Raw genomic sequence first — 21809 nt, forward strand, 5'->3', positions numbered from 1 at the left:
GCAAGTGAGAGCGCCGCTCTTGACAGTAGGCAGCTCTTGGGTCGAGCATCGATCTCGAACGAGAGCACCGCTCTCGTCGAAGGTCTGAGGAGCTCTCCATGGAACTGCACGTCATCGTCGGCAAGGGCCCGGTCGGGACCACCACGGCGGAGGAGCTGGTCGCCCGCGGCCACTCCGTACGGGTCCTGTCCCGCAGCGGTGGCCGCTCGACGGACGCCGTCGAGCACCGCCGGGTCGACGCGGCCGACGTCGACGCCGTCGCGTCCGCCGCACGAGGCGCCGCAGCGCTGTACAACGCGGTGAACCCGGCCTACCACCGGTGGCCCACCGACTGGCCGCCGGTCGCCGCCGCACTGCTCGCCGCCGCGGAGCGGACCGGCGCCGTCCTGGTGACGATGTCGAACCTGTACGGCTACGGGCGTCCCGGCGGCCCGATGACACCGGAGAGCCCCCTGGCGGCATCCGACGCCAAGGGCCTCGTCCGTGCCCGGATGTGGACGGAGGCGCTGGCGGCGCACGAGGCCGGCCGGGTGCGGATGACCGAGGCGCGGGCGGCCGACTTCGTCGGCCCGCAGGTCCCCGGCGACCACTCGCACCTGACCCGGCAGCTCCCGGCCCTGCGCCGCAGCCGGCGGGCCTGGGTGATCGGCGACCCGGACGCCCTCCGCAGCTGGTCCTACCTGCCCGACGTGGCCGCGACCCTGGCCACCCTGGGCACGGACCAGCGGGCGCTGGGCCGGGCGTGGCACGTACCCAGCGCCACCCGCTCCCAGCGGCAGGCGATCACGGACCTGGCCGCGGCCATGAAGGTCGGGCCGGTGGCGGTGACCGGGATCCCGTGGCCGGTGCTGCGCGCGGTGGGCCTCGCCGTCCCCTTGATGCGGGAGGTCGTCGACGTCCGGCACCAGTTCGACCAGGAGTACGTGATCGACGCGACGGCCACGACGGAGACGTTCGGGCTGACCGCCACCGCATGGGACGAGGTCGTGCGCGCGACGGTGGCGGGGGTGCCGGTGACCGTCTGAGGCCGCGCCGGGACCGCTCGTGGGCAGCGGTCCCGGCCTCATTACCGTGGGGCGCATGGTCTCTGCCTGGGCGCTGATCGTCATGACGTCGCTGGGTGCCGTCGGATGCGCGTACGGCGCCTTCCGGCTCTCGCGCCGGCCGAAGGGCGCCCGGCGATGACCGACGCCACCGCGCTGCCGGTCCCCGACACCGTCGACGTCCGGTCCGGGCCCGAGGTCTCCCAGGACCTGCTCGCCCTGCTGCCCCTGCTCGGGGAGTGGCACGGCGAGGGGCAGGCGGCCGGAGCCGCGGGTGACCACCGGTTCGGCCAGTGGATCCGGTTCAGCCACGACGGCCGGGGGTTCCTGGCCTACGAGTCGCGCAGCTGGCCGCTCACGGACGACGGCGCGGTCGTCGGCCCCGGGGTCCGCGAGTCCGGCTTCTGGCGTCCCCGGGGGCAGGACGACGTCGAGCTGGTCGTCGCCGGGGCCGAGGGCATCGTCGAGCTGTACGTCGGCACCGCCCGGACCACGACCAGCTGGGAGCTCACCACCGACGTCCTGGCGCGGACCCCCGACGCACCCGACGTCACGCGGGCGGTGCGGCTGTACGGGATCGTGGAGGGCGCCCTGATGTACGCCATCGACCGGGCGGGGCCCGACGAGCTGCCCCGCCCGTGGATGTCGGCCCGGCTCGAGCGGCTCCGATGACCGTTCCGCCGTCCGACGGGCGTCCCGCCACCCCGCGGCAGGTCGCCGACCGGTACGTCGACGCCGTCTGCGACCTCGACCCGATCGTGGCCACCTCGCTCGGCACCCGCCCCGGCGACGACGGGCTGCCCGACCTGAGCCCGGCCGGGCTGGCGGCGGACGAGGCCCTGGTCCGGGCCACCCTCGGCGAGCTGGACCGGGTGCTGGCCGCCGACGCGTCCCTGGCCGACGACGCCGTGGAGCGGCGCTGCGCGCGGCTGCTCCGCGAGCGGCTCGGTGCCGAGCTCGCCGGGCACGAGGCGGGCGAGGGCTACCGGATGCTGAACAACCTGTTCAGCCCGCTCCACGTCGTGCGCCAGGTCTTCGTGATGATGCCGGCGGCGACCGAGCATGACTGGTCCGTGATCGCCCGCCGGATGGCGCGGGTGCCGGAGGCGTACCGGGGGTTCCGCGCGACCCTCGAGGAGGGCACCCGCCGCGGCCTGTTCGCCGCCCCCCGTCAGGTCACCACCGTCGTGGCCCAGCTCGACGAATGGGCCGCCGGGCCGTACTTCGGCACGTTCGCCGCGGCCGGCCCCGACGCGCTGCGCGCCGAGCTGGACGCGGCCGCCCAGGCCGCGGACGAGGCGGTGGCCGGCATCCGGGACTTCCTGCGCGACGAGTACGCGTCCCGGGCCGAGGGGACGCCCGACGACGTCGGCCGGGAGCGCTACGCCGTCGCCGTCCGCCGATGGACCGGCTCCGACCTCGGCGCGGATGCCGCGGCCGGACGGGGTGGCCTCGAGGAGGCCTACGAGTGGGGCTGGGCCGAGCACCGGCGGATCCTGGCCGAGCAGCGGCTCGAGGCCGAGCGCCTGCTCCCGGGCGCCACACCGATGGTGGCCATGCGCTGGGCCGACGAGCACGGGCCGGCCGTCGAGGGCGTGGAGGCCATCCGCGAGCGGCTGCAGGCGATGATGGACGGCGCGATCGCCGCGCTGGACGGCACGCACTTCGATCTCGCCGAGCCGGTCCGCCGGGTGGAGGCGATGATCGCGCCCCCGGGCAGTGCCGCGGCGCCGTACTACACGCGGCCGGCGCAGGACTTCTCCCGACCGGGCTGCACCTGGCTGCCCACGTTCGGCCGCACCCGCTTCCCGCTCTGGGACCTCGTCTCGATCTGGTACCACGAGGGCGTTCCCGGCCACCATCTCCAGCTGGCGCAGTGGGCCTACGTCTCGGGATCGCTGTCGACGTACCAGACGTCGCTGGGGTCCGTCGGCGCCAACGTCGAGGGCTGGGCCCTGTACGCGGAACGGCTGATGGACGAGCTCGGCTATCTCGCCGACCCGGCCGAGCGGCTGGGGTACCTGGACGCGCAGCAGCTCCGGGCCGTGCGGGTGGTCATCGACATCGGGATGCACCTGCGGCTCCCGGTGCCGGACGATGCCGACGGCGTCCTCGCCGACCACCGTGGGCAGCCGTGGACGCCGGAGCTGGCGCGCGCCTTCCTCGGCGCGAACTCGGGCGCCGATCCCGGGTTCCTCGACAGCGAGCTGGTGCGCTACCTCGGCATCCCCGGGCAGGCGATCAGCTACAAGCTGGGGGAGCGGGCGTGGCTCGAGGGCCGGGCGGCGGCGCAGCAGGCGCGTGGCGCGGACTTCGACCTCAAGGCCTGGCACATGGCGGCCCTGTCGCAGGGGTCGCTCGGTCTCGACGACCTCGCCGCGGAGCTCGCGGCGCTCTAACCGCGGGGAACGGGGTTCACCGGGTCGATGGCGATCCGGTCGGCGGCGTCGGAGGGTGCGGTCTCCAGGCCCGGTGCGGCGAGCAGCTCGCCGATGCAGGCGGCGCTGCCGCCGACATAGGTGCACCGCAGGTCGATGTCGCTCACCACGCACCAGGCCCGGTCGGCCGGCCACCAGAGGTTGGCGCTCTGCTCGTTCGGCTCCGGCGCGAGGTTGCGGCGCGCGTCCGCGACCTCGCCCCGCACGAGGACGACGTCGTGCCCCCCGCGCAGCAGCAGCCGCGGCGGGACCTCCGGATCGGCCAGGTCGTAGCCGAACCCGTCCCAGCGGCCGAAGAGGCACTCGCCGGGTGTCCGGGTGTGCCGCCCGAGCAGGTCGCTCAGGCGGTCGGCGACGGCGACGGGGAGGTGACCTTCGCTGGGGCCGTCGTCCCAGACCGGCGGCTGGCTGTCGACGGGGCCGTGCGTCACGGCCGTCCACTGCATCAACGGGTGCGCGACCGTGCCGTTGTGCGCGGCCACCTCGGCCCAGGACACCTCGACGTCGTCGTCCCCGACGTAGCGGACGGCGGGGTGGAAGACGCGGGCGTAGGCCTCGAACACCGGCGGCACCAGGCTGCCCACCGTCCCGGGATCGGCGCGCCGGCGACCGGAGGAGAGCCAGATGCCGGTGGAGACGTCGGTCTCGACCGGGAGGCCGCCGAGCTGCACGAACCCTCCCGGAGGGACGGACAACCCCCGGGCTGCTCCGCGGCGCCGTCCTCCGCGGAGGCAGCTGCACGCGGGCCGACTGGACAAATGTCGGCGGCCCGGGGGTCGGGTGACTGTCCGGTTCTCGCTCGCCGCCGTACGACGGACGGGCGAAACTGCCGTCGCTCAGACGCGAGTCTGAACGGGCGGCCCATCTGGACGGCGGCTAGCGGACAGCCACCTCACGAGTCCTGTAGCTCAGCAAGTTACGGACCACCTCCTCTCTCGTGTACGACGACGGTACGACGGCCGAAAGCGGCCCGGCAACCGGAATTGTCAGCCGTCGGCGAACGGCGGCGAGCTGCGGTCGTCGACCGGATCCCAGGCGTCCGGGATGCCGTCGGCGTCGGAGTCGCGCCGCTCGTCGGCCTCGATCCGCTTGTACCGGCGGTTGCGCAGCCGCAGGAGCACGGCGGCGAGGACGGCCGCCAGCAAGGTCCCGCCGAGGATCCCCACCTTCGCGTGGTCGTAGCTCTCGCTCTCCGTCCCGTACGCGAGCTCGGTGACGAGCAGCGAGACGGTGAAGCCCATCCCGCCCAGCAGGGACAGGCCGAGCACGTCGGGCCAGCCGAGGTTCTCGTCCAGCTGCGCCCGGGTGAAGCGGGACACCAGCCAGGTGGCCGCGCTGATGCCGATCGCCTTTCCGGCCACGAGGCCGACCGCGATGCCGATCGCGATGCTGCTCCCGAGCGAGGCGCCGAGCCCGGAGAACCCGCCGACCGTCACGCCCGCCGAGAAGAACGCGAAGACCGGCACCGCCACGCCCGTCGACAGCGGCCGGATGCGGTGCTCGAAGTGCTCGGCGAGTCCGGGCCCGGCCTCCGGCCCGCCCGCAGCCTCGCTGCGCACCACCGGCACCGTGAAGGCCAGCAGGACGCCGGCGACGGTCGCGTGCACTCCCGACTCGTGCATGAGCACCCAGGTGACCGCCCCCAGGGGGAGCAGCAGCCAGGCCGTTCGGACCCCGCGCTGCACGAGCACCGCGAACATCGCGAGCGGCAGCAGCGAGAGCAGCAGCGCGGGCACGTTCAGCTCGTCGGTGTAGAAGATCGCGATGACCACGATGGCCAACAGGTCGTCGACGACGGCCAGGGTCAGCAGGAACGTGCGCAGCGCACTGGGCAGGTGGGTGCTGATCACCGCGAGGACGGCGAGGGCGAAGGCGATGTCGGTCGCCGACGGGATCGCCCAGCCGCGCAGCGCACCCTCGGGGCCGTCCAGGTTGAACAGCACGAAGAAGACCGCCGGGACGACCATGCCGCCGACCGCCGCGGCCACCGGGAGCGCCGCGCGGCGGGGCTCGCGGAGGTCGCCCGCGACGAACTCCCGCTTGAGCTCGAGGCCGGCGACGAAGAAGAAGATCGCCAGCAGGCCGTCCGCGGCCCAGGTGCCGAGCGTCAGGTCCAGGTGCAGGGACGCCGGCCCGACCCGCAGGTCCCGCACGGTCTGGTAGGCGCCCGCCCAGGGGGAGTTCGCCCAGATCAGCGCGATCGCGGCGGCCACCAGGAGCAGCGCGCCGCCCACGGTCTCCTTGCGGAGGACCGCGGCGATGCGCTGGGCCTCGGGATAGGAGCCCCGGCCGAGGAGGCGAACGGGCGATCCGGTCACGGGGCGGCTCCGGGGGAAGGGGTCGGCGAGGACGTTGCCGACCAGACTTCCCGGCGCACCGGGTGCGACGTTACCCGGCGAGCAGGGCGCGGACGCGTTCCGACAGCCCGCCGTCACCCCGCGGCTCGCCGTCCAGCGTGTGGACCGTGGCCGCGCCGCGGACCCCGGAGAGCAGCCAGACCGCGTCGGCGGCGTGCAGGTCGGCCACGGTCCCCACGGTGACCGAGGTCGGCCATCCGTCGCCCTCGGCCCGGGCGAACAGCCGCGTCATCGTGGTGCCGGCCAGGATGCCGGTGTCCAGGGGCGGCGTGTGCAGCGTTCCGCCGGCGGCCCAGACGACGGTGGACGTCGGACCCTCGAGCAGGTGCCCCTCGACGGAGGTGAAGACGACGTCGTCGGCGCCGAGCGCGTGGGCGTGCCGCTGCGCCGCCATGTTGACCGCGTAGGAGAGCGTCTTCGCGCCCCCGAGCAGCCACGGTGCCTCCGCGCGGAAGGCCGCCGGGACGCCGAGCCCGAGGCTGACCACGGAGATGCCTTCGCCGCGCTGTCGCAGCGTCTCGGCCGGCACGGGGGACACCAGCGCGAGGGCGGTGGACGGCATCCCCTCGCCGAGACCGCGCGTGAGGAAGAGGCGGCAGACGCCCTCCACGTCGGCCGGCCAGCCGCCGAGGACGGCGTCCAGGAGGGCGTGCCAGGCGTCGTCGCCCGGGTGGGGCAGCTCCAGGAGCGCGGCCGACGAGCGGAGCCGGGCCAGGTGCGCGGCCAGGTGCGGCGTGCGCGCGCGGACGACGGCGACCGACTCGAAGACGCCGTCCCCGCGGCCCAGCCCCTGATCGAAGGCCGACACCACCGGCTCGTCCGCGGGCACCGCCACCGCCGCGCCGCCCCGCCAGACCGCCACCGCACGCAGATCGTCCACGGCCCCAGCCTGCCGCACCGGCGGCATAGGCTCCGCGCATGGGGCACGACCACGTGGCAACGCCGGAGGAACCGCTCGCCGAGCGGCTCCGGGCCCGCGGCCTGCGCCTGACCGCGCAGCGGCGGCGGGTGCTCGCGGCGGTGACCGCGCTCGAGCACGCGACGCCGGACTCGATCGGCGCCCGGCTGCGCGAGGAGGCCGGCCCCGACGGCCCGGCGCCGGACACCTCCACCGTGTACCGCAACCTCGAGCTGCTCGAGCGGCTGGGCCTGGTCTGGCACACCCACCTCGGCAAGGGGGCGCCGGTCTACCACGTGGCCGAGCACCCGCACCTGCACGTCGTGTGCTCCTCCTGCGGCGACGTGTCGTCGGTGGACCCGGGCATCCTGGACGGCGCCGCGGAACGTCTGGCGGCCGAACACGGTTTCACCGTGGACGTCGGACACGTCGCGCTCACCGGGGCGTGCCGAGCGTGCCGGCAACGATCGGAGTCCTCATGACCAGCTCGCCGCTCCTCGCCCTGCCCGGCGCGGTGCAGGAGGAGGGCGGTGCAGTCGCCGCCCACTACGGGGATCCCCTGCGGGAGCAGCGGCTGCTCGCCGAGGGTGCCGGGCTGGTGGACCGCGGCGACCGCGACGTCCTCGTCGTTCCCGGCGCGGACCGGCTGTCGTGGCTGCACAGCCTCACCAGCCAGCACCTGGACCGCCTGGCCGACGCAACCGGCACCGAGGCGCTGGTCCTCTCCCCGCAGGGCCACGTCGAGCACCACCTCGTGCTCGCCGACCTCGACGGCACCACGTGGGCCGACGTCGAACCCGGCACGGGCGGAGCCCTGCACACCTTCCTCGACCGGATGCGTTTCCTGCTCCGCGTCGAGCCCGCCCTGGTGACCGGCCAGTGGGCCGTGCTGAGCCTGGTGGGCCCTGATGGGGACGACGTGCTGGAGCGGGCCGGTCTGCCGGTCCCCGCGGCGGCCTACGAGGTACGCGCCCTCGACGCGGGCTTCGTCCGCCGGATGCCCCCGATCGGCGACGGCGCTCCCGTGGTCGACCTGATCGTCCCCCGGACGGACCTGGGGGTGGTCGCCGAGCGTCTGCTGGCCGCGGGGGCCGCGCCGGCGGGGCGCCAGGCCTACGAGGCGCTGCGGGTCGAGGCCCGCCGTCCGCGCTGCGGCGTGGACAGCGACCACCGCACGATCCCCAACGAGCTGAGCTGGCTGACCACCGCCGTCCATCTGGACAAGGGCTGCTACCGCGGCCAGGAGACCGTCGCGCGCGTGCACAACCTCGGCCGCCCGCCGCGGCGCCTGGTCCTGCTCCATCTCGACGGCGTCAGCGAGGTGCTGGCCGAACCGGGGACGCCGGTGATGGCCGGCGCTCGCGAGGTCGGGCGGGTCGGCAGCGTGGTGCGGCACTACGAGCTGGGCGTCATCGCCCTCGCCCTGGTGAAGCAGTCGGTCGCGCTGGACGCGGCGCTCACCGTCGCCGGATCGGCCGCCTCGATCGACCCCGACGACGCCCCGCAGGACACCGACGAGGCGCGCGCGGCGGCTCGGGAGCGTGTGCGGGCCGTCCGGTCTGCGACGATCGGGCGGTGAGTTCCGGCACGTTGATCACCGTGGCGCCCACGGGGGCGGAGACGGCGAAGGCCGACGTCCCGGCCCTGCCGGTGACCGTGGCGGAGATCGCGGCGGCGGCGCGGGACTGCCAGGCGGTCGGCGCCTCGGTGGTCCACCTGCACATCCGGGACGCCGAGACGCGTCCCACCCTCGACCTCGGGTACGTGCGCGAGGTGGTGGCCGCCGTGCGCGAGTCCTCCGACCTCGTCGTCCAGCTGTCCTCCGGCGGGGCGGTCACCGACCCGTTCGACGCGCGCCTCGCCGTCCTCGACGCCCAGCCGGACGCGGCCTCGCTGACGCTGGGCACGGTCAACTTCGGTCGCGACGTGTTCGCCAACCCGTGGGACCTCATCGTCGAGCTGCACACCCAGATGCAGCAGCGGGGGATCGTGCCGGAGTACGAGGTCTTCGACCTGGGTCAGCTGGCCACTCTCCAGCGGCTGCTGGACCGCCACGGCCCGCCGCACGGCGGGCACGTGCACGTCGACCTCGTCATGGGCGTGCCCGGCGGGATGCCGGGCACGACCCAGGCGCTGACCGCGTGCCTGCCGTTCCTGCCGCCCGGTGCCTCGTTCGCCGCGACCGGGATCGGCCGCACGTCGCTGCCGGTGATGCTCGCCGCGCTGTCGGCGGGCGGACACCTGCGCGTGGGCATGGAGGACACGCTCACCTACGCTCCGGGTGAGCCGGTCCGGGACAATTCTCAGCTGGTGGCCCGCGCGGCCGGTCTCGCCCGGATCGCCCAACGCCCGCCGATGAGTACCGCCGATGCCCGAGGCTTCCTGGGCATCACGCCGATGGAGACCGTCCAGTGAGCGAGCCTGCGGTGAGCTCACCGGAGAACACAGCAGTCCGGCGAACGCCGTTGACGAGCGCCAGCGAGGAGAACACGTGAGTCCGAAGCCTGGTCCGGCCGGGGGCGCCGAGGTCGACGCGCTCCTCGACCCCGCCTTCCTCGAGAACGTGACCACCCAGCCGATGGCCGAGGTCCGCCGGCTGCGCCGGGAGGCCGAGCAGCAGGAGGTCAACCTCTCCTACACCCGGCGCCTGCTCCAGGGGCGGCTGGACATCGTCCGCCGCGAGATGCAGCGGCGGGCGGAGGACGACGGACGCTCGCTCGTCGACCTGCTCCCCGAGATCCTCGCGGAGAAGGGGCGCGGTCCGGCGCACGGCCTGGGCCGGCACCAGACGGTCCAGCCGCAGGCCCCCGAGGAGTACGAGTCCTGGGTCAACGCGCTGACCCCCGGCGCCGACCTCTCGTCGATCTCCGCGCTTCCCGACGCCAAGCTGGAGAAGGCCGCCCGCGCGCTGGCCACGGCGGAGAGCGGGCTCTCCGAGCGGCGTCGTGGCGTGCAGCACGCGATGGACGGCCTGGCCGCCGAGCTCGGCCGCCGCTACCGCGACGGCGAGGCCGACGTCGCCCAGCTGCTCGCCGACGAGGGACGGCACTGAGCGCTCCGCAGGGTCCGGCGGACTGGCCCGACAACCCGGTCCTCGTCGAGGTCCGGCGGTCCGGGTTCCTCGAGTCGGCGCACCGCGGGTCGCTCGTCGTCCTGGACGCCACCGGATCGGTGACCTTCGCCGCGGGTGCGGTCGACCGGCCCGTTCTCCCGCGCTCGTCGAACAAGCCCGTGCAGGCGACGGCGCTGCTGGCGGCCGGCTGGCGGCCGCGGTCCCCGGAGGAACTGGCCATCGGTGCGGGCTCGCACAACGGCGAGGACGGCCACCGGGAGCTCGCCGCGGCCATGCTCGCCGCGGCCGGGCTGGGGCCGGACGACCTGGGCTGCCCGCCGGCGCTGCCGCAGCACGAGGCGACGAGGGCCGCGTGGCTCGTCGAGGGCCGGCAGCCCGACCGGCTGGCGATGAACTGCTCGGGCAAGCACGCGGCGATGCTCAGCGCCTGCGTCGCCGCCGGCTGGCCCACGGCGGGCTACCTGGACCGCGACCACCCGCTGCAGCAGGTGATCGAGTCCCGGCTGGCCGAGGCGGCGGCGGAGCCGGTGACCGCGGTGGTCGTGGACGGGTGCGGTGCACCGCAGCACGCCCTGTCGGTGACCGGGCTGGCGCGCGGGGTCCTGGCGCTGGTCCAGGCGCCCGAGGGCAGTCGGGACCGGTCCGTCGCCGACGCCATGCGGGCCCATCCCTGGCTGGTGGCCGGTACCGGCCGGGAGGACACCGACCTGATGACGGCGATCCCCGGCCTGCTGGTCAAGGGCGGGGCCGACGGCGTGCACGTGGCGGCGCTGCCGGGCAGGGGTGCCGTGGCGCTGAAACTCGACGACGGCGGTGACCGCGGGCGGACGCCGGCGCTGGCTGCCGGGCTGCGCCGGCTGAGAGTTCCGGACGAGGTGCTTGCAAGGTGGGCGGTGACGCCCCTCTCCGGTGGGGACAGTGTGGTGGGAGAGGTCCGGGCGGCGCCCCTGCTCCTGCTCTGACCTGCTGCTTCGCATGTGACCGTCCTCACGGCGATCTGCTAGCAGCGCCGCTTGCAATAGTTAGCACCCCCGCCTAGAGTTGGCGTCGTGCAGACACCCAGCGAGTTCGTCCGGGAGCAGGTGACGACGGTCCGCGAGAAGGTGGACCGGGTCGCCGGCAGTGTCGCGGAGACGGTCGCGGAGGCGCCCAGCGTCGCGGCCGTCAGTTCGCAGGTCGGTGACTTCATCCGCGAGCAGCGCAGTGCGGCCCGGGTCTCGCTGCGTGAGCTGGCCCGCACCGCCGGGGTCAGCAACCCCTACCTGTCCCAGGTGGAGCGCGGCCTCCGGAAGCCGTCCGCGGAGATCCTCGCGTCGATCGCCCGCGGGCTGAAGATCAGCGCCGAGACGCTCTACGAGCAGGCGGGCATCCTCGACCGGCGCTCCGGGAACGCGGAGACGGTCGCGGCGATCCGCTCGGACAGTGCCCTCTCGGAGCGGCACAAGGCCGTTCTGCTCGAGCTCTACGAGACCTACGTGCGCGAGTCCCAGCTCGCTGTTCCCCCCATCACCTCCCAGTCCACAGCTTCTCCCACGCCCACGACCCGCTCTACGAAGGAGTCGGCATGACCACCACCCAGACCGTGAAGCACTACGGCGAGACCGCCGTGTCCGCCTACAAGACCCTGAACCTCGCCGCGATCGGCGCCGGTGACCTGGCCGTCGAGCGTGCGCGGACCGCCGTCTCGCAGCTCGTCACCAAGGCCGAGGCCCTGCCGGGCGAGGCCCAGGTCCAGGCCGACCTGGCCGCCAAGGAGGCGCGGACCCGCGCGACCGAGGTTGCCGGTCAGGCGCGCAGCGCCGCCCAGCAGATCGCCACCGCCGTCCGCCCCGAGGTGCTGAAGAGCACGGTCGCCGGCCTCGTCGAGACCGCCCGCACCCAGGCCCAGGCCACCCTCGAGGCACTGGCCGAGCGCGGTGCCGGGGTCGTCGAGGAGCTGCGCACCCAGCCCGCCTTCCGCCGGGTCGTGCGTCGCGCCGAGCGGGCCGTGGACGCCGTCGAGGACACCCTCGAGGACGTGCTCGAGGAGACCGCCGAGGCCGTCGTCGAGGCGTCGAACGAGGTCACCTCGGTGGCCCAGAAGACCGCCAGCAAGGCGACCAAGGCCGCCGCCAAGCCGGGCCTCGCCGAGGCCGTCGTCGCCACCTCCAACGAGGTGACCTCGGTGGCCCAGAAGACCGCCGCCAAGGCGAGCAAGGCTGCGGCCAAGGCCGAGGAGAAGGTCGAGGACGCCGCCGAGTCGACCAAGGCGACCGTCGAGAGCGCCGTCGAGACGCCCGCCGCCGCGACGACCACGGCACCCAAGCCGGCTGCTCCCAAGCCGGCCGCGACCACCGCCACGACGGCGCCGGCCAAGAAGAGCAGCCCCGCCGCCAAGAAGTCGCCGGCCAAGGCCACCACCAGCACGGTGACCCGCGCCCGCACGGCTCGCCGCGCGAACCCGACGGCCGTGCCCGCGAAGAAGACCACCGGCAACTGACGACACCGGTCCTCGACCAGAGCCCCGGAGCTGCGGCCAGCGCTCCGGGGCTCTGTCGCGTCCGGAGGCGGTCCGCGAGCGCGCATCCCCTCCGTTCGGGGGTGCCGCGCTCATCCGCGCCCGCAGATCCGCCGGATCCGGAGGGTCCGGCGGGTAGGCTCGCGCCATGAACGGGTTCCAGGATCTGGTGTTCCTCGTCCTCTACTGGGGCGTTCTGGCACTGACCGCCTGGGCCTTCATCGACGCCCTGATCCGACCGGCCAGCGGATTCGTGGCCGCCGGCAAGCTCACCAAGCCCGGCTGGGCCGCCATCACCGGGCTCGCGGCACTGATCATCTTCTGGCAGGGGCCGATGAGCTTTCTCGGTCTCCCGGCCGTGATCGCCGCGGTCGTCTACCTGGTGGACGTCCGTCCGGCCGTCAAGGGACTGCGGCGCGGCAACAGCTGGTGAGCTCCCCGAGCCGCCGGACGATCGTCGTTCCGCGGCCCGACGTCCCCGCGGCCTGATCAGTAGCGGTCGTCCGCCGGGAGCAGGACCCACAGCAGCAGGTAGGCGATGAACTGCGGGCCCGGCAGGACGCACGAGATGACGAACGCCAGGCGCAGGCCGGATCGGGAGATCCCGTAGCGGCGGGCGATGCCGGCGCAGACGCCGCCGATCATCTTGTTGGAGGTGTCTCGGCTCAGCCGGTAGGGAGCGGGCACGGTCATGCCCCAGACCCTACGGTCGCGACATGGATCTGCGTGCCGAGCGCGGGAACATCACCACGGTCGACGTGGACGTGATCGTCAACGCGGCGAACCCCGGGCTGCTCGGCGGGGGCGGCGTGGACGGTGCGATCCACCGGGCCGGCGGGCCGGCCATCCTCGAGGAGTGCCGGGCGATCGCGGCCGGGCTGCCCGAACGGCGGCTGGCACGCGGCCGGGCCGTGGCGACCACGGCGGGACGGCTGCCGGCTCGCTGGGTGGTCCACACGGCCGGCCCGATCTGGGCGGCGACGGAGGACCGCTCCGCCGTCCTCCGTTCCTGCTACACCGAGAGCCTGCGGGTGGCCGACGACCTCGGTGCGCACAGCGTCGCCTTCCCGGCCATCTCGGCGGGGGTCTACGGCTGGCCGATCGACCATGCCGCCCGGCAGGCGGTGGCCGGGGTGCGGGCGGCGGCCGTCCAGCACGTGCAGGAGGTGCGGTTCGTGCTCTTCGACGACCGCGCGCTGGCGGCGTTCGAGGCCGCCCTCAGCGGCTGAAGACGCCGTCCGGTGGAACCGGTGAGTCGACGGCGTCCGCGTCGTGGACGGGCCGGCTGGTGCCCGCGAACCTGCTGAGGTCGCCGCCGTGGACGACCCGGGCGGGCATGGGATCGCCGGCGCACCGGCGGACGAACCCGTCGATCGGGAGTTCCGCGTCGGAGGCCACGGCGACCAGGTTGCCGAAGCGCCGTCCCCGCAGTGTGCCGGGCTCGGCCAGCAGGCAGACGTGAGGGAAGACGGCGCGGAGCGTGGCGACCTGGGCGCGGGCGAACCGGAGCGGGGGACCGTCCGCCACGTTCCCGGCGTAGAGGCCGCCCGGCCGGAGAACCCGGCGTGCCTCGGCCACGAACTCCGTGCTGGTCAGGTGCGCGGGGATGCGTGCCCCGCTGAAGACGTCGGTCACGACCACGTCCGCGCTGCGGTCGCGGAGTGCGGCGAGGCCCACGCGGGCGTCCTCCGCCCGGACCCGGATCCGCGCGCCGCGCGGCAGGGGCAGCCGCTCGCGCACGAGGTCGGTGAGCCGCTGGTCGATCTCCACCACGCGCTGCCGGGAGCCGGGCCGGGTCACCGACACGTAGCGGGGGAGCGTGAGCGCGCCGCCGCCGAGATGGACGACGTCGAGCGGCGCGCCCGGTTCCGCCGCCAGGTCGAGGACGTGACCCATCCGGCGGACGTACTCGAACTCGAGGTGTCTCGGGTCGGCGAGGTCGACGTGCGACTGAGGGGTGGCGTCGACCAGGAGCATCCAGGAACCGTCCCGGTCGGCGTCGGCGAGCAGCTCCACGCCGGGCGGCCCCTCCGGCTGTTCCGCATCCTCCACCCCGGACCGACCCACGGAGTCCATCCTGCCCCGAGTGGTGAAACGTCTCTCCGGCCTGTCGTCCTCGCGCGGGCGTGATGATTAGGCTCCCGCGCATGCCCGATCGGACTGAACAGCCCCGTGCCGCCCGGAAGGCCGTCATTCCCGTCGCCGGGATGGGAACCCGCTTCCTGCCCGCGACGAAGGCGGTGCCGAAGGAGCTGCTGCCGGTGGTCGACCGCCCGGCCCTGCAGTACATCGTCGAGGAGGCAGCGCGGGCCGGGCTGCCCGAGGTGCTGATGGTGACCGGCCGCAACAAGGCCGCCATCGAGGACTTCTTCGACCGGCACCCGGAGCTCGAGACGGCGCTGGAGAAGAAGGGGGACGCCGACCGGCTCGCCGCGGTGCACGCCTCCACCGACGTGGCGCAGGTCCACTTCGTGCGGCAGGGCGAGGCCCGGGGCCTGGGGCACGCCGTGCTGCAGGCGGCCGCGTTCGTCGGCGACGAACCGTTCGCGGTCCTGCTCGGCGACGACCTGATCGACGAGCGTGACCACCTGCTCGAGCACATGCTCGCCGTCCAGGCCGAGCACGGCGGTTCGGTGATCGCCCTGCTCGACGTCGGGGCTGAGAACATCGACAAGTACGGCGCCGTCGCGATCGAGCCGGGCACCCACCCGGTGCTCGACGGCGACGAGGTCGTCACCATCACCGGCCTGGTGGAGAAGCCGCCGATCGACGAGGCGCCCAGCAGCCTGGCCATCATCGGCCGTTACGTGCTGGCCCCCGAGGTGTTCGAGGTGCTGCGCACGACCGCCCCCGGCCGCGGCGGTGAGATCCAGCTGACCGACGCGCTGGCCACCCTGGTCGAGCGCGGCGAACCCATGCACGGCGTCGTCTTCAGCGGCCGTCGGTACGACACCGGCGACCGGCTGGACTACCTCAAGGCCGTCGTCCGGCTGGCCAGCGAGCGCGACGACCTCGGGCCGCCGCTCCGCGCCTTCCTGCGCGAGTTCGTCGCGGAGCTGCCGGCGGAGGGCACGCCGCAGGCCTGACCGCCGTATCCGCCGCCGAAGGCGACAGCTCAGACCGGCGCGACGGCCGGCCAGCGCACCGTCACCTCGCCGTGCCGCCAGCGGCGGGTCGACCCGACCAGGGGCCAGCCCTGGGCAGCGAGCGACTCCACGGCGGCCACCCAGCGCTGGCGCGGGCCGAACGTCGTGAGACCCGCTGCAGCCGCCCAGCCGGCGTCGAACGCCCGGAGGAACTCGTGCACGGGCTGTCCCGGCACGTTGTGGTGGATCAGTGCCTTCGGCAGTCGCTCGGCGAGGTCGGACGGCGTGGAGATGTCGGCGACCCGGGTGGACAGGGTGAGGGTGAGCGGCCCGTCCGCGTCCAGGGCCACCCACGCCGACCGTCGTCCCCACTCGTCGCAGGTGCCCTCGACGACGAGACCCCCCGGACCCAGCGCCGCGCGCATGGTGTCCCACGCCCGGCCCGCGGACTCCTCGTCGTACTGCCGCAGCACGTTGAAGGCACGGACGAGCACCGGCTGCAGCCCGGCGAGCTCGAAGCCGCCCACGCGGAAATCGACCCGCGGCGGGTCCCGGTCCGCGGCGACCGCGGCCACCCGCGCCGGATCGATCTCCAGGCCCACGACCTCCAGGCCGGCCACCTCGGCGCCCAGCCGGGCGGCGAGCTCCAGCGTGGTCACCGCCGACGAGCCGTAGCCGAGATCGACGACGAGGGGACGGGCCGAGTCCCGCAGCCGGGGCACCTGGGTCGCCAGCAACCAGCGGTCGACGCGGCGCAGCCGGTTGGCGTTCGTGGTGCCCCGCGTGGGCAGTCCGAGGGCCCGGGCCCGTCCGGCCGCCAGGCGCGGGGGTCGCCGCTGCGGGGACAGCGATGCCCGCCGCTTGTGGTCGCCGTCCGCCTCGCTCACCGACACACCTCCGGTGGGGAACACGGGCCTGCGGCGCTGACCGGTCCGCAGGGTAGTCCCGGCTAGCGTGGGGACGTGCAGGTTCGACGCGACGTCCGGCTGGCGGACCTCACCACCCTCGCCGTGGGTGGCTCGATCGACCGGCTCGTCGAGGTCTCCGAGGCCGCCGAACTGGTCGCAGCGGTCCGCGAGGCCGACGAAGCGGGGCGTCCGCTGCTCCTCCTGGGCGGCGGCTCCAACGTGGTGGCGCCGGACGAGGGCTGGCCCGGGGACGTCGTCCTCGTCCGCAGCCGCGGGATCCAGCGCGACGGGGACGCCCTGGTGGTCGCTGCGGGGCACGACTGGGACGCGCTCGTCGCCTACACGGTGGAGAACGACCTGGCCGGCATGGAGGCGCTCTCCGGCATCCCCGGCTCGACCGGGGCGACGCCGATCCAGAACGTGGGCGCCTACGGCCAGGAGGTCGCGCAGACGATCACCGGGGTCCGGGTCTACGACCGCGCGGAGAAGTCGGAGCGCACGCTCGCGCCGGCCGAGTGCGGGTTCGCCTACCGCGACAGCCGGCTCAAGCGGGAGCCCGGCCGGTTCGTGGTCCTCGACGTCACGTTCGCGCTGGACGCGAGCGCCGACTCGCGCCCGGTCGGCTACGCGGAGCTCGCCCGGACGCTGGGTGTCGAGGTGGGGGAGACCGCTCCGCTGGCCGACGTCCGCGCCGCCGTCCTCGGGCTGCGCCGCGGCAAGGGCATGGTGCTGGACCCCGCCGACCCCGACAGCCGCAGCGCCGGCTCCTTCTTCACCAACCCGATCGTGCCCGCGGCACGGGCCGTCGACGGCTGCCCGAGCTGGCCGGCCGGCGACGGCCACGTCAAGCTCAGCGCCGCCTGGCTGGTCCAGGCCGCCGGCTTCGGCCGCGGCACCCGGCAGGGCAACGTCGGGACGTCGTCCCGTCACAGCCTCGCGCTGACGACGGAGCCCGGTGCCACCGCAGCCGAGCTGCTGCAGTTCGCCGACCGCATCGTAGGGGCCGTCCGCGAGCAGTTCGGCGTAACCCTGGTCCCGGAACCTACGACGGTGAGGCCGTAGGCCTGTCGGGCCGAGTGGGGCCCGAAGGGTCCCGCGCAGGCACGACGCAGCGGCTCGACGCGACCGGGGAACGGCACGTGGTCGCGGTGTCGTCCGGAGGACGACAGCGTCATCGACAGCGTCATTGCTCCCGATGAACCTTGTGCTGGGCGGCCTGGGCGAGGGGGCGCACCACCATCAGGTCGATGTTCACGTGGTGCGGCCGGGTGACGGCCCAGCCGATGCAGTCGGCGATGTCCTCGGCGACCAGGGGCTCGCGCACTCCCCGGTAGATCGCCTCCGCAGCCTCCGCCGACCCCAGCCGGTTGCGCGAGAACTCATCCGTCCGCACCATCCCCGGGGCGATCTCGATGACCCGCACCGGCTCGCCGTTGAGCTCCAGCCGCAGCGTCTCCGCCAGGGTGTGCACGCCGTGCTTGGCCGCGGTGTAGGACGCCCCGCCCTCGTAGGAGATCAGCCCCGCCGTCGAGCCCACGAAGAGCACGTCCCCTGCTCCCGAGGCGCGCAGTGCCGGCAGCAGTGCCTTGGTCAGCCGCACCGTGCCCAGCACGTTGACGTCGTAGGTGCGGGCCCACGAATCCAGGTCCGCCTCGGCGACGGGCGCCATGTCGAAGGAGCCCCCGGCGTTGTTCACCAGCACGTCGACCCGGTCCAGGGCCGCGGCGAACGCGTCCACCGACGCCTGGTCGGTGATGTCCAGCGGCAGCGCCCGCGCCCCGATCGATTCCGCCAGTGCCGCCAGCCGGTCCTGCCGCCGCGCCCCCACCACGACGTCGAAGCCGTCGGCGGCCAGACGTGTGGCGGCGGCCGCCCCGATCCCGCTGGAGGCACCGGTGACGACGGCCGTGCGGCCGGCTCCGGGCAGCGCGGGAGAACCAGGGGCGTGGGCGGACTCGGTACCGGGCATGAACCACATCCTGACGCTGTTGCAGGATTGAAGAACCGCCAGGGGCCCAGCAGCCCGAACCCGGAACGACCGAGCCGGAGGTCGCCGCACGTGCACGTACGCCGATTTCCCCGCTCCGGGATGCCCCGGCGGGTGGCGACCCTCTCCGTGCACACCAGCCCGCTCGACCAGCCGGGCGCCGGCGACGCGGGGGGCATGAACGTCTACATCGTCGAGGCCTCGAAGCGCCTGGCCGCCCGTGGCATCGCCGTCGACATCTTCACCCGCGCCACCTCCAGCGACCTCCCGCCGGTGGTCGAGATGGCGCCCGGGGTGACCGTGCGGCACGTCAGCGCCGGACCCTTCGAGGGCCTGGGCAAGGAGGAGTTGCCCGCCCAGCTCTGCGCCTTCACCGCCGCGGTGCTCCGCGAGGAGGCCCAGCACGAGCCGGGCTACTACGACGTCGTCCACTCGCACTACTGGCTCTCGGGTCAGGTGGGCTGGCTGGCCCGCGACCGGTGGAGCGTTCCGCTCGTGCACACCGCGCACACCCTCGCGAAGGTCAAGAACGAGGCGCTGGCCGACGGCGACCGCCCCGAGCCGCGGGCCCGGGTCATCGGCGAGGAGCAGGTGGTGAACGAGGCCGACCGCCTCATCGCCAACACCGAGGAGGAGGCCCGCCAGCTCATCCGCCTCTACGGGGCCGACCCGGCCCGCACGCTCGTCGTCCCGCCCGGCGTCGACCTCGACCGCTTCGCCCCCGGCAACCGGGCCGCCCGCCGCGCCGTGGGCGCACCCGAGGACGCCGTCGTCCTGCTCTTCGTCGGCCGGATCCAGCCGCTCAAGGCGCCGGACGTCGTCCTGCACGCCGCGGCGGAGCTGGTCGCCGACGACCCGGCGCTCCGCGCCCGTCTCCGCGTGCACGTCGTCGGCGCCCCCAGCGGATCGGGCCTGGACGCGCCCGAGCAGCTGCAGAAGCTGGCCGCCGACCTCGGCATCGCCGACGTCGTCCACTTCTTCCCGCCGCAGCCGCCCGATCGCCTGGCCGACCTCTACCGCGCCGCCGACGTCACCGTCGTCCCCAGCCACAACGAGTCCTTCGGGCTGGTGGCCCTCGAGGCGCAGGCCTGCGGCACCCCCGTGGTCGCGGCGGCCGTCGGCGGACTGCCGACGGCGGTGCGCGACGGCATCTCGGGTGTGCTGGTCGACGGCCACGACCCCCGGAACTACGCCACCGCGGTCCGGGCGGTGCTCGCCCGGCGGGAGCTCCTCTCGGCCGGCGCGCGGCGGCACGCGGCGCAGTTCTCCTGGGACCGGACCGCCGACGCGCTCGTCGAGGCCTACGTCTCCGCCGCCGCGGAGATGGCGCGGGCGGCGCAACCCATGCGGCGGATGAGTGGCCCGCTGCGAGCCCTGCCCGGCGTCCGGGTGGCGCGATGAGCACGGTCGCCGAGCTCGACGCCGTCATCGAGGCGACGCTGCGGGACGGCGACCTCACCCACGAGCACCCCGAGCCGGGCAGGTGGCTGGTCGACCTCCCCGGCACCAAGAAGCTGAAGACCGTCTGCGGCCTGATCGTGGGCGAGCACGCCCTCCGGGTCGAGGCGTTCGTCTGCCGGCAGCCCGACGAGAACCGCGAGCAGCTCTGGACCTTCCTGCTCCAGCACAACGCGCGCATGTACGGCGTCAGCTACTCGATCGACGGCGTCGGCGACGTCTACCTGACCGGGCGGCTGCCGCACGCCGCCGTCACCCCCGAGGAGCTCGACCGCATCCTCGGCGCGGTGCTCAGCTACGCCGACGACCACTTCAACGCGATGCTCGAGATCGGCTTCGGGACGTCGATCCGCCGCGAGTGGGACTGGCGGGTCAAGCGCGGGGAGTCGCTCGCCAACCTCGAGGCCTTCGCCGCCTTCGCCGATCCCTCGCGGCGGCCCGCGGACGACGGGGCGTGACGACGGCCGATCCGACCGTCCGGGCCGAGGCTCCCGCCGAGCCGCCCGGCTATGCCCGGCGCTGGTGGGTGCTGGCCACCATGACCGTCTGCCTGCTCGTGGTGATCATGGGCAACACGATCCTCAACGTCGCCCTGCCCTCCGTCCAGCGCGAGCTCGGCGCCAGCCATGGCGAGCTCCAGTGGGCGGTCGACGCCTACATCCTCGTGTTCGCCGGGCTCCTCTTCTCGTGGGGCGTGATCGGCGACCGCATCGGCCGGCGCCGGGTGCTGCTCATCGGCCTGACGGTCTTCGCGGTCGGCTCGGTGCTCGCTGCCTCCAGCAGCAGCCCGCTCGAGCTGATCCTCTGGCGGGCGGTCATGGGCGTCGGCGGCGCGGCGGTCCAGCCGACGACCCTGGCCGTGATCAGCAACGTCTTCCCGCCCGCCGAACGCGGCCGGGCGATCGGCATCTGGGCCGCGACCGCCGGCCTCGCCGTCGCGGGCGGCCCGCTGGCCGGCGGCGCCGTCCTCGAGCACTTCTGGTGGGGAGCGGTCTTCCTCATCGGCGTCCCGGTCGCCGTCCTCGGACTCGGCGGCACGCTGGCCGTCGTCCCCGAGTCCCGGGACCCCGACCCGGGCCGGCTCGACGTCCCCGGGGTGCTGCTGTCGATCGTGGCCCTGGCCGGCCTCGTCTACGGGATCATCCGGGGCGGCTCCGGCGAGTCGTGGGCCTCGCCCGGCGTGCTCGTGCCGCTGCTCGGCGGCCTGGTGCTGCTCGGCCTCTTCGTCTGGCTGCAGCGCCGGTCGACCCACCCGGCCCTCGACGTCAGCCTGTTCCGCAATCCCGCCTTCTCCGCCGCGGCCGCGGCGCTGGGCCTGAACTTCTTCGCCCTGATGGGCGCGACCTTCTACCTCGTCTACTTCCTGCAGGGCCTGCGCGGGTACAGCCCCCTCCAGAGCGGGGCCGCGCTCATCCCCGTCGCGATCGCCATGGCCCTCATGGCGGCGCGGAGCTCTCGGCTGGCCGAGCGGTACGGCGCGAAGGCCGTCTGCGCGGCCGGGTTCCTGCTGATCACCCTGTCGTTCGCCGGGTTCCAGCTCCTCGACCAGACCTCGCCGCTGTGGCTGCTCATCGTCATCCTGTCGGTGCAGGGGCTCGGCATGGGCTCGGTCATGGCGCCGGCGACCGAGTCGATCATGTCGGTCGTGCCCCGCGAGAAGGCCGGTGCCGGGGCGGCGGTCAACAACTCGGTGCGCCAGATCGGCGGCGCGCTCGGGGTGGCCATCCTCGGCTCGGTGCTCGCCGCGACCTACTCGGCGCACCTCGGCCGCGCCGTGGACGTCCTGCCGGCCGACGCCCGGTCCGAGGCCCGCCAGTCGATCGTCGCCACCCTCGAGGCGGTGCGACTCGTCGAGGCGGGCGGCGACGCCGACGCCGCCCGGGAGGCCGCAACCGTCGTGGAGCCCGCTCGCGAGGCCTTCGTGGCCGCCATGCACGCGACCGCCGTCGGCACCGCCGGCGCGAGCCTGATCGCCGCGGTCGTGGTGCTCGTCTGGCTCCCCGGACGGCGACAGCGCGGGGAGCCGGTCACGCACTGACCCGTTCGGGCAACGCACGGTTGACC

General features: G+C 74.5%; 24 protein-coding genes. 17 read left to right on the top strand and 7 right to left on the bottom strand.

Features of this window, described 5'->3' with window-relative positions; all coding sequences use genetic code 11:
- Positions 1 to 98 precede the first annotated feature (98 nt).
- The 3 genes from E4P39_RS08000 to E4P39_RS08010 all read left to right on the top strand — a co-directional run bounded on the left by E4P39_RS08000 (position 99) and on the right by E4P39_RS08010 (position 3442).
- Positions 99 to 1025: an NAD-dependent epimerase/dehydratase family protein gene (locus E4P39_RS08000; protein ID WP_135135861.1), complete on the top strand. Its 927-nt coding sequence runs from the start codon at positions 99 to 101 to the stop codon at positions 1023 to 1025.
- A gap of 156 nt (positions 1026 to 1181) precedes the next feature.
- A complete protein-coding gene (locus tag E4P39_RS08005; protein ID WP_135135862.1) occupies positions 1182 to 1715 on the top strand; it encodes an FABP family protein in 534 nt (177 codons plus the stop codon).
- Positions 1712 to 3442: a DUF885 domain-containing protein gene (locus tag E4P39_RS08010; RefSeq protein ID WP_135135863.1), complete on the top strand. Its 1731-nt coding sequence runs from the start codon at positions 1712 to 1714 to the stop codon at positions 3440 to 3442. The genes E4P39_RS08005 and E4P39_RS08010 overlap by 4 nt, the downstream gene beginning before the upstream one ends.
- Here the strand turns inward: E4P39_RS08010 and E4P39_RS08015 are convergent.
- From E4P39_RS08015 to E4P39_RS08025, 3 genes are all read right to left on the bottom strand, one after another.
- Positions 3439 to 4152 (bottom strand): hypothetical protein, encoded by a 714-nt coding sequence (locus E4P39_RS08015; RefSeq protein WP_135135864.1) that lies wholly within the window; start codon positions 4150 to 4152, stop codon positions 3439 to 3441. The two genes, E4P39_RS08010 and E4P39_RS08015, sit on opposite strands and share 4 nt — an antisense overlap.
- Positions 4153 to 4467: 315 nt before the next feature.
- Positions 4468 to 5799, bottom strand: a complete 1332-nt coding sequence (nhaA, locus tag E4P39_RS08020) for a Na+/H+ antiporter NhaA (RefSeq protein ID WP_135135865.1) — start codon at positions 5797 to 5799, stop codon at positions 4468 to 4470.
- A gap of 70 nt (positions 5800 to 5869) precedes the next feature.
- Positions 5870 to 6718 (bottom strand): aminotransferase class IV, encoded by an 849-nt coding sequence (locus E4P39_RS08025; protein WP_135135866.1) that lies wholly within the window; start codon positions 6716 to 6718, stop codon positions 5870 to 5872.
- Positions 6719 to 6756: 38 nt separating this feature from the next.
- Here E4P39_RS08025 and E4P39_RS08030 point away from each other — a divergent pair, with 38 nt between their 5' ends.
- The 8 genes from E4P39_RS08030 (at position 6757) to E4P39_RS08065 (ending at position 12739) form a co-directional block, all read left to right on the top strand.
- Positions 6757 to 7218, top strand: coding sequence for a Fur family transcriptional regulator (locus E4P39_RS08030; RefSeq protein WP_135135867.1), 462 nt, complete (start codon positions 6757 to 6759; stop codon positions 7216 to 7218).
- A complete protein-coding gene (locus tag E4P39_RS08035) occupies positions 7215 to 8315 on the top strand; it encodes a folate-binding protein YgfZ (RefSeq protein ID WP_135135868.1) in 1101 nt (366 codons plus the stop codon). Before E4P39_RS08030 ends, E4P39_RS08035 begins: the two co-directional genes overlap by 4 nt.
- Positions 8312 to 9151, top strand: coding sequence for a 3-keto-5-aminohexanoate cleavage protein (locus E4P39_RS08040; RefSeq protein WP_135135869.1), 840 nt, complete (start codon positions 8312 to 8314; stop codon positions 9149 to 9151). The genes E4P39_RS08035 and E4P39_RS08040 overlap by 4 nt, the downstream gene beginning before the upstream one ends.
- Before the next feature lie 76 nt (positions 9152 to 9227).
- On the top strand, positions 9228 to 9788 hold the full coding sequence (locus E4P39_RS08045) for an aerial mycelium formation protein (RefSeq protein ID WP_135135870.1): 561 nt from the start codon (positions 9228 to 9230) through the stop codon (positions 9786 to 9788).
- Entirely contained in the window at positions 9785 to 10771 is a 987-nt protein-coding gene (locus E4P39_RS08050) for an asparaginase (protein ID WP_135135871.1), read from the top strand. Before E4P39_RS08045 ends, E4P39_RS08050 begins: the two co-directional genes overlap by 4 nt.
- A gap of 87 nt (positions 10772 to 10858) precedes the next feature.
- Positions 10859 to 11377: a helix-turn-helix transcriptional regulator gene (locus E4P39_RS08055; protein ID WP_135135872.1), complete on the top strand. Its 519-nt coding sequence runs from the start codon at positions 10859 to 10861 to the stop codon at positions 11375 to 11377.
- Positions 11374 to 12288, top strand: a complete 915-nt coding sequence (locus E4P39_RS08060) for a hypothetical protein (protein ID WP_135135873.1) — start codon at positions 11374 to 11376, stop codon at positions 12286 to 12288. Before E4P39_RS08055 ends, E4P39_RS08060 begins: the two co-directional genes overlap by 4 nt.
- A 166-nt stretch (positions 12289 to 12454) precedes the next feature.
- The gene (locus tag E4P39_RS08065) at positions 12455 to 12739 is read left to right on the top strand and encodes a DUF2516 family protein (RefSeq protein ID WP_135135874.1); all 285 of its coding nucleotides are present in this window, start codon (positions 12455 to 12457) and stop codon (positions 12737 to 12739) included.
- Between the two features lie 56 nt (positions 12740 to 12795).
- Here the strand turns inward: E4P39_RS08065 and E4P39_RS08070 are convergent, their stop codons facing one another.
- Positions 12796 to 12999 carry a PspC domain-containing protein gene (locus tag E4P39_RS08070; protein WP_135135875.1) on the bottom strand — a complete coding sequence of 68 codons (204 nt, stop codon included), beginning with the start codon at positions 12997 to 12999 and terminating at the stop codon, positions 12796 to 12798.
- Between the two features lie 23 nt (positions 13000 to 13022).
- Between E4P39_RS08070 and E4P39_RS08075 the strand changes: the two genes are divergently transcribed.
- Positions 13023 to 13535: an O-acetyl-ADP-ribose deacetylase gene (locus tag E4P39_RS08075; RefSeq protein ID WP_135135876.1), complete on the top strand. Its 513-nt coding sequence runs from the start codon at positions 13023 to 13025 to the stop codon at positions 13533 to 13535.
- On the opposite strand, the gene E4P39_RS08080 is transcribed toward E4P39_RS08075, so the two are convergent.
- Positions 13525 to 14373: a fused MFS/spermidine synthase gene (locus E4P39_RS08080; protein WP_245159706.1), complete on the bottom strand. Its 849-nt coding sequence runs from the start codon at positions 14371 to 14373 to the stop codon at positions 13525 to 13527. The two genes, E4P39_RS08075 and E4P39_RS08080, sit on opposite strands and share 11 nt — an antisense overlap.
- 80 nt (positions 14374 to 14453) lie before the next feature.
- Here E4P39_RS08080 and E4P39_RS08085 point away from each other — a divergent pair, with 80 nt between their 5' ends.
- Positions 14454 to 15392 (top strand): UTP--glucose-1-phosphate uridylyltransferase, encoded by a 939-nt coding sequence (locus E4P39_RS08085; protein ID WP_135135878.1) that lies wholly within the window; start codon positions 14454 to 14456, stop codon positions 15390 to 15392.
- A 29-nt stretch (positions 15393 to 15421) separates the two neighbouring features.
- Here the strand turns inward: E4P39_RS08085 and E4P39_RS08090 are convergent, their stop codons facing one another.
- Positions 15422 to 16279 (bottom strand): class I SAM-dependent methyltransferase, encoded by an 858-nt coding sequence (locus tag E4P39_RS08090; protein ID WP_135135879.1) that lies wholly within the window; start codon positions 16277 to 16279, stop codon positions 15422 to 15424.
- Between the two features lie 75 nt (positions 16280 to 16354).
- Here E4P39_RS08090 and E4P39_RS08095 point away from each other — a divergent pair, with 75 nt between their 5' ends.
- On the top strand, positions 16355 to 17362 hold the full coding sequence (locus E4P39_RS08095) for a UDP-N-acetylmuramate dehydrogenase (protein WP_135135880.1): 1008 nt from the start codon (positions 16355 to 16357) through the stop codon (positions 17360 to 17362).
- A gap of 121 nt (positions 17363 to 17483) precedes the next feature.
- On the opposite strand, the gene E4P39_RS08100 is transcribed toward E4P39_RS08095, so the two are convergent.
- Positions 17484 to 18269 carry an SDR family oxidoreductase gene (locus E4P39_RS08100; RefSeq protein WP_135135881.1) on the bottom strand — a complete coding sequence of 262 codons (786 nt, stop codon included), beginning with the start codon at positions 18267 to 18269 and terminating at the stop codon, positions 17484 to 17486.
- Positions 18270 to 18401: 132 nt separating this feature from the next.
- On the opposite strand from E4P39_RS08100, the gene mshA reads away from it, so the two are divergent.
- The 3 genes from mshA to E4P39_RS08115 are packed head-to-tail and all read left to right on the top strand — an operon-like array spanning position 18402 to position 21783.
- Positions 18402 to 19688 (top strand): D-inositol-3-phosphate glycosyltransferase, encoded by a 1287-nt coding sequence (gene mshA / locus E4P39_RS08105; protein ID WP_245159707.1) that lies wholly within the window; start codon positions 18402 to 18404, stop codon positions 19686 to 19688.
- The gene (locus E4P39_RS08110; RefSeq protein ID WP_135135883.1) at positions 19685 to 20203 is read left to right on the top strand and encodes a YbjN domain-containing protein; all 519 of its coding nucleotides are present in this window, start codon (positions 19685 to 19687) and stop codon (positions 20201 to 20203) included. The genes mshA and E4P39_RS08110 overlap by 4 nt, the downstream gene beginning before the upstream one ends.
- Positions 20200 to 21783: an MFS transporter gene (locus E4P39_RS08115; protein WP_245159708.1), complete on the top strand. Its 1584-nt coding sequence runs from the start codon at positions 20200 to 20202 to the stop codon at positions 21781 to 21783. Before E4P39_RS08110 ends, E4P39_RS08115 begins: the two co-directional genes overlap by 4 nt.
- Positions 21784 to 21809: the final 26 nt, after the last annotated feature.

The sequence above is a fragment of the Blastococcus sp. CT_GayMR19 genome (genome assembly GCF_004570385.1).
Classification (GTDB): domain Bacteria; phylum Actinomycetota; class Actinomycetes; order Mycobacteriales; family Geodermatophilaceae; genus Blastococcus_B.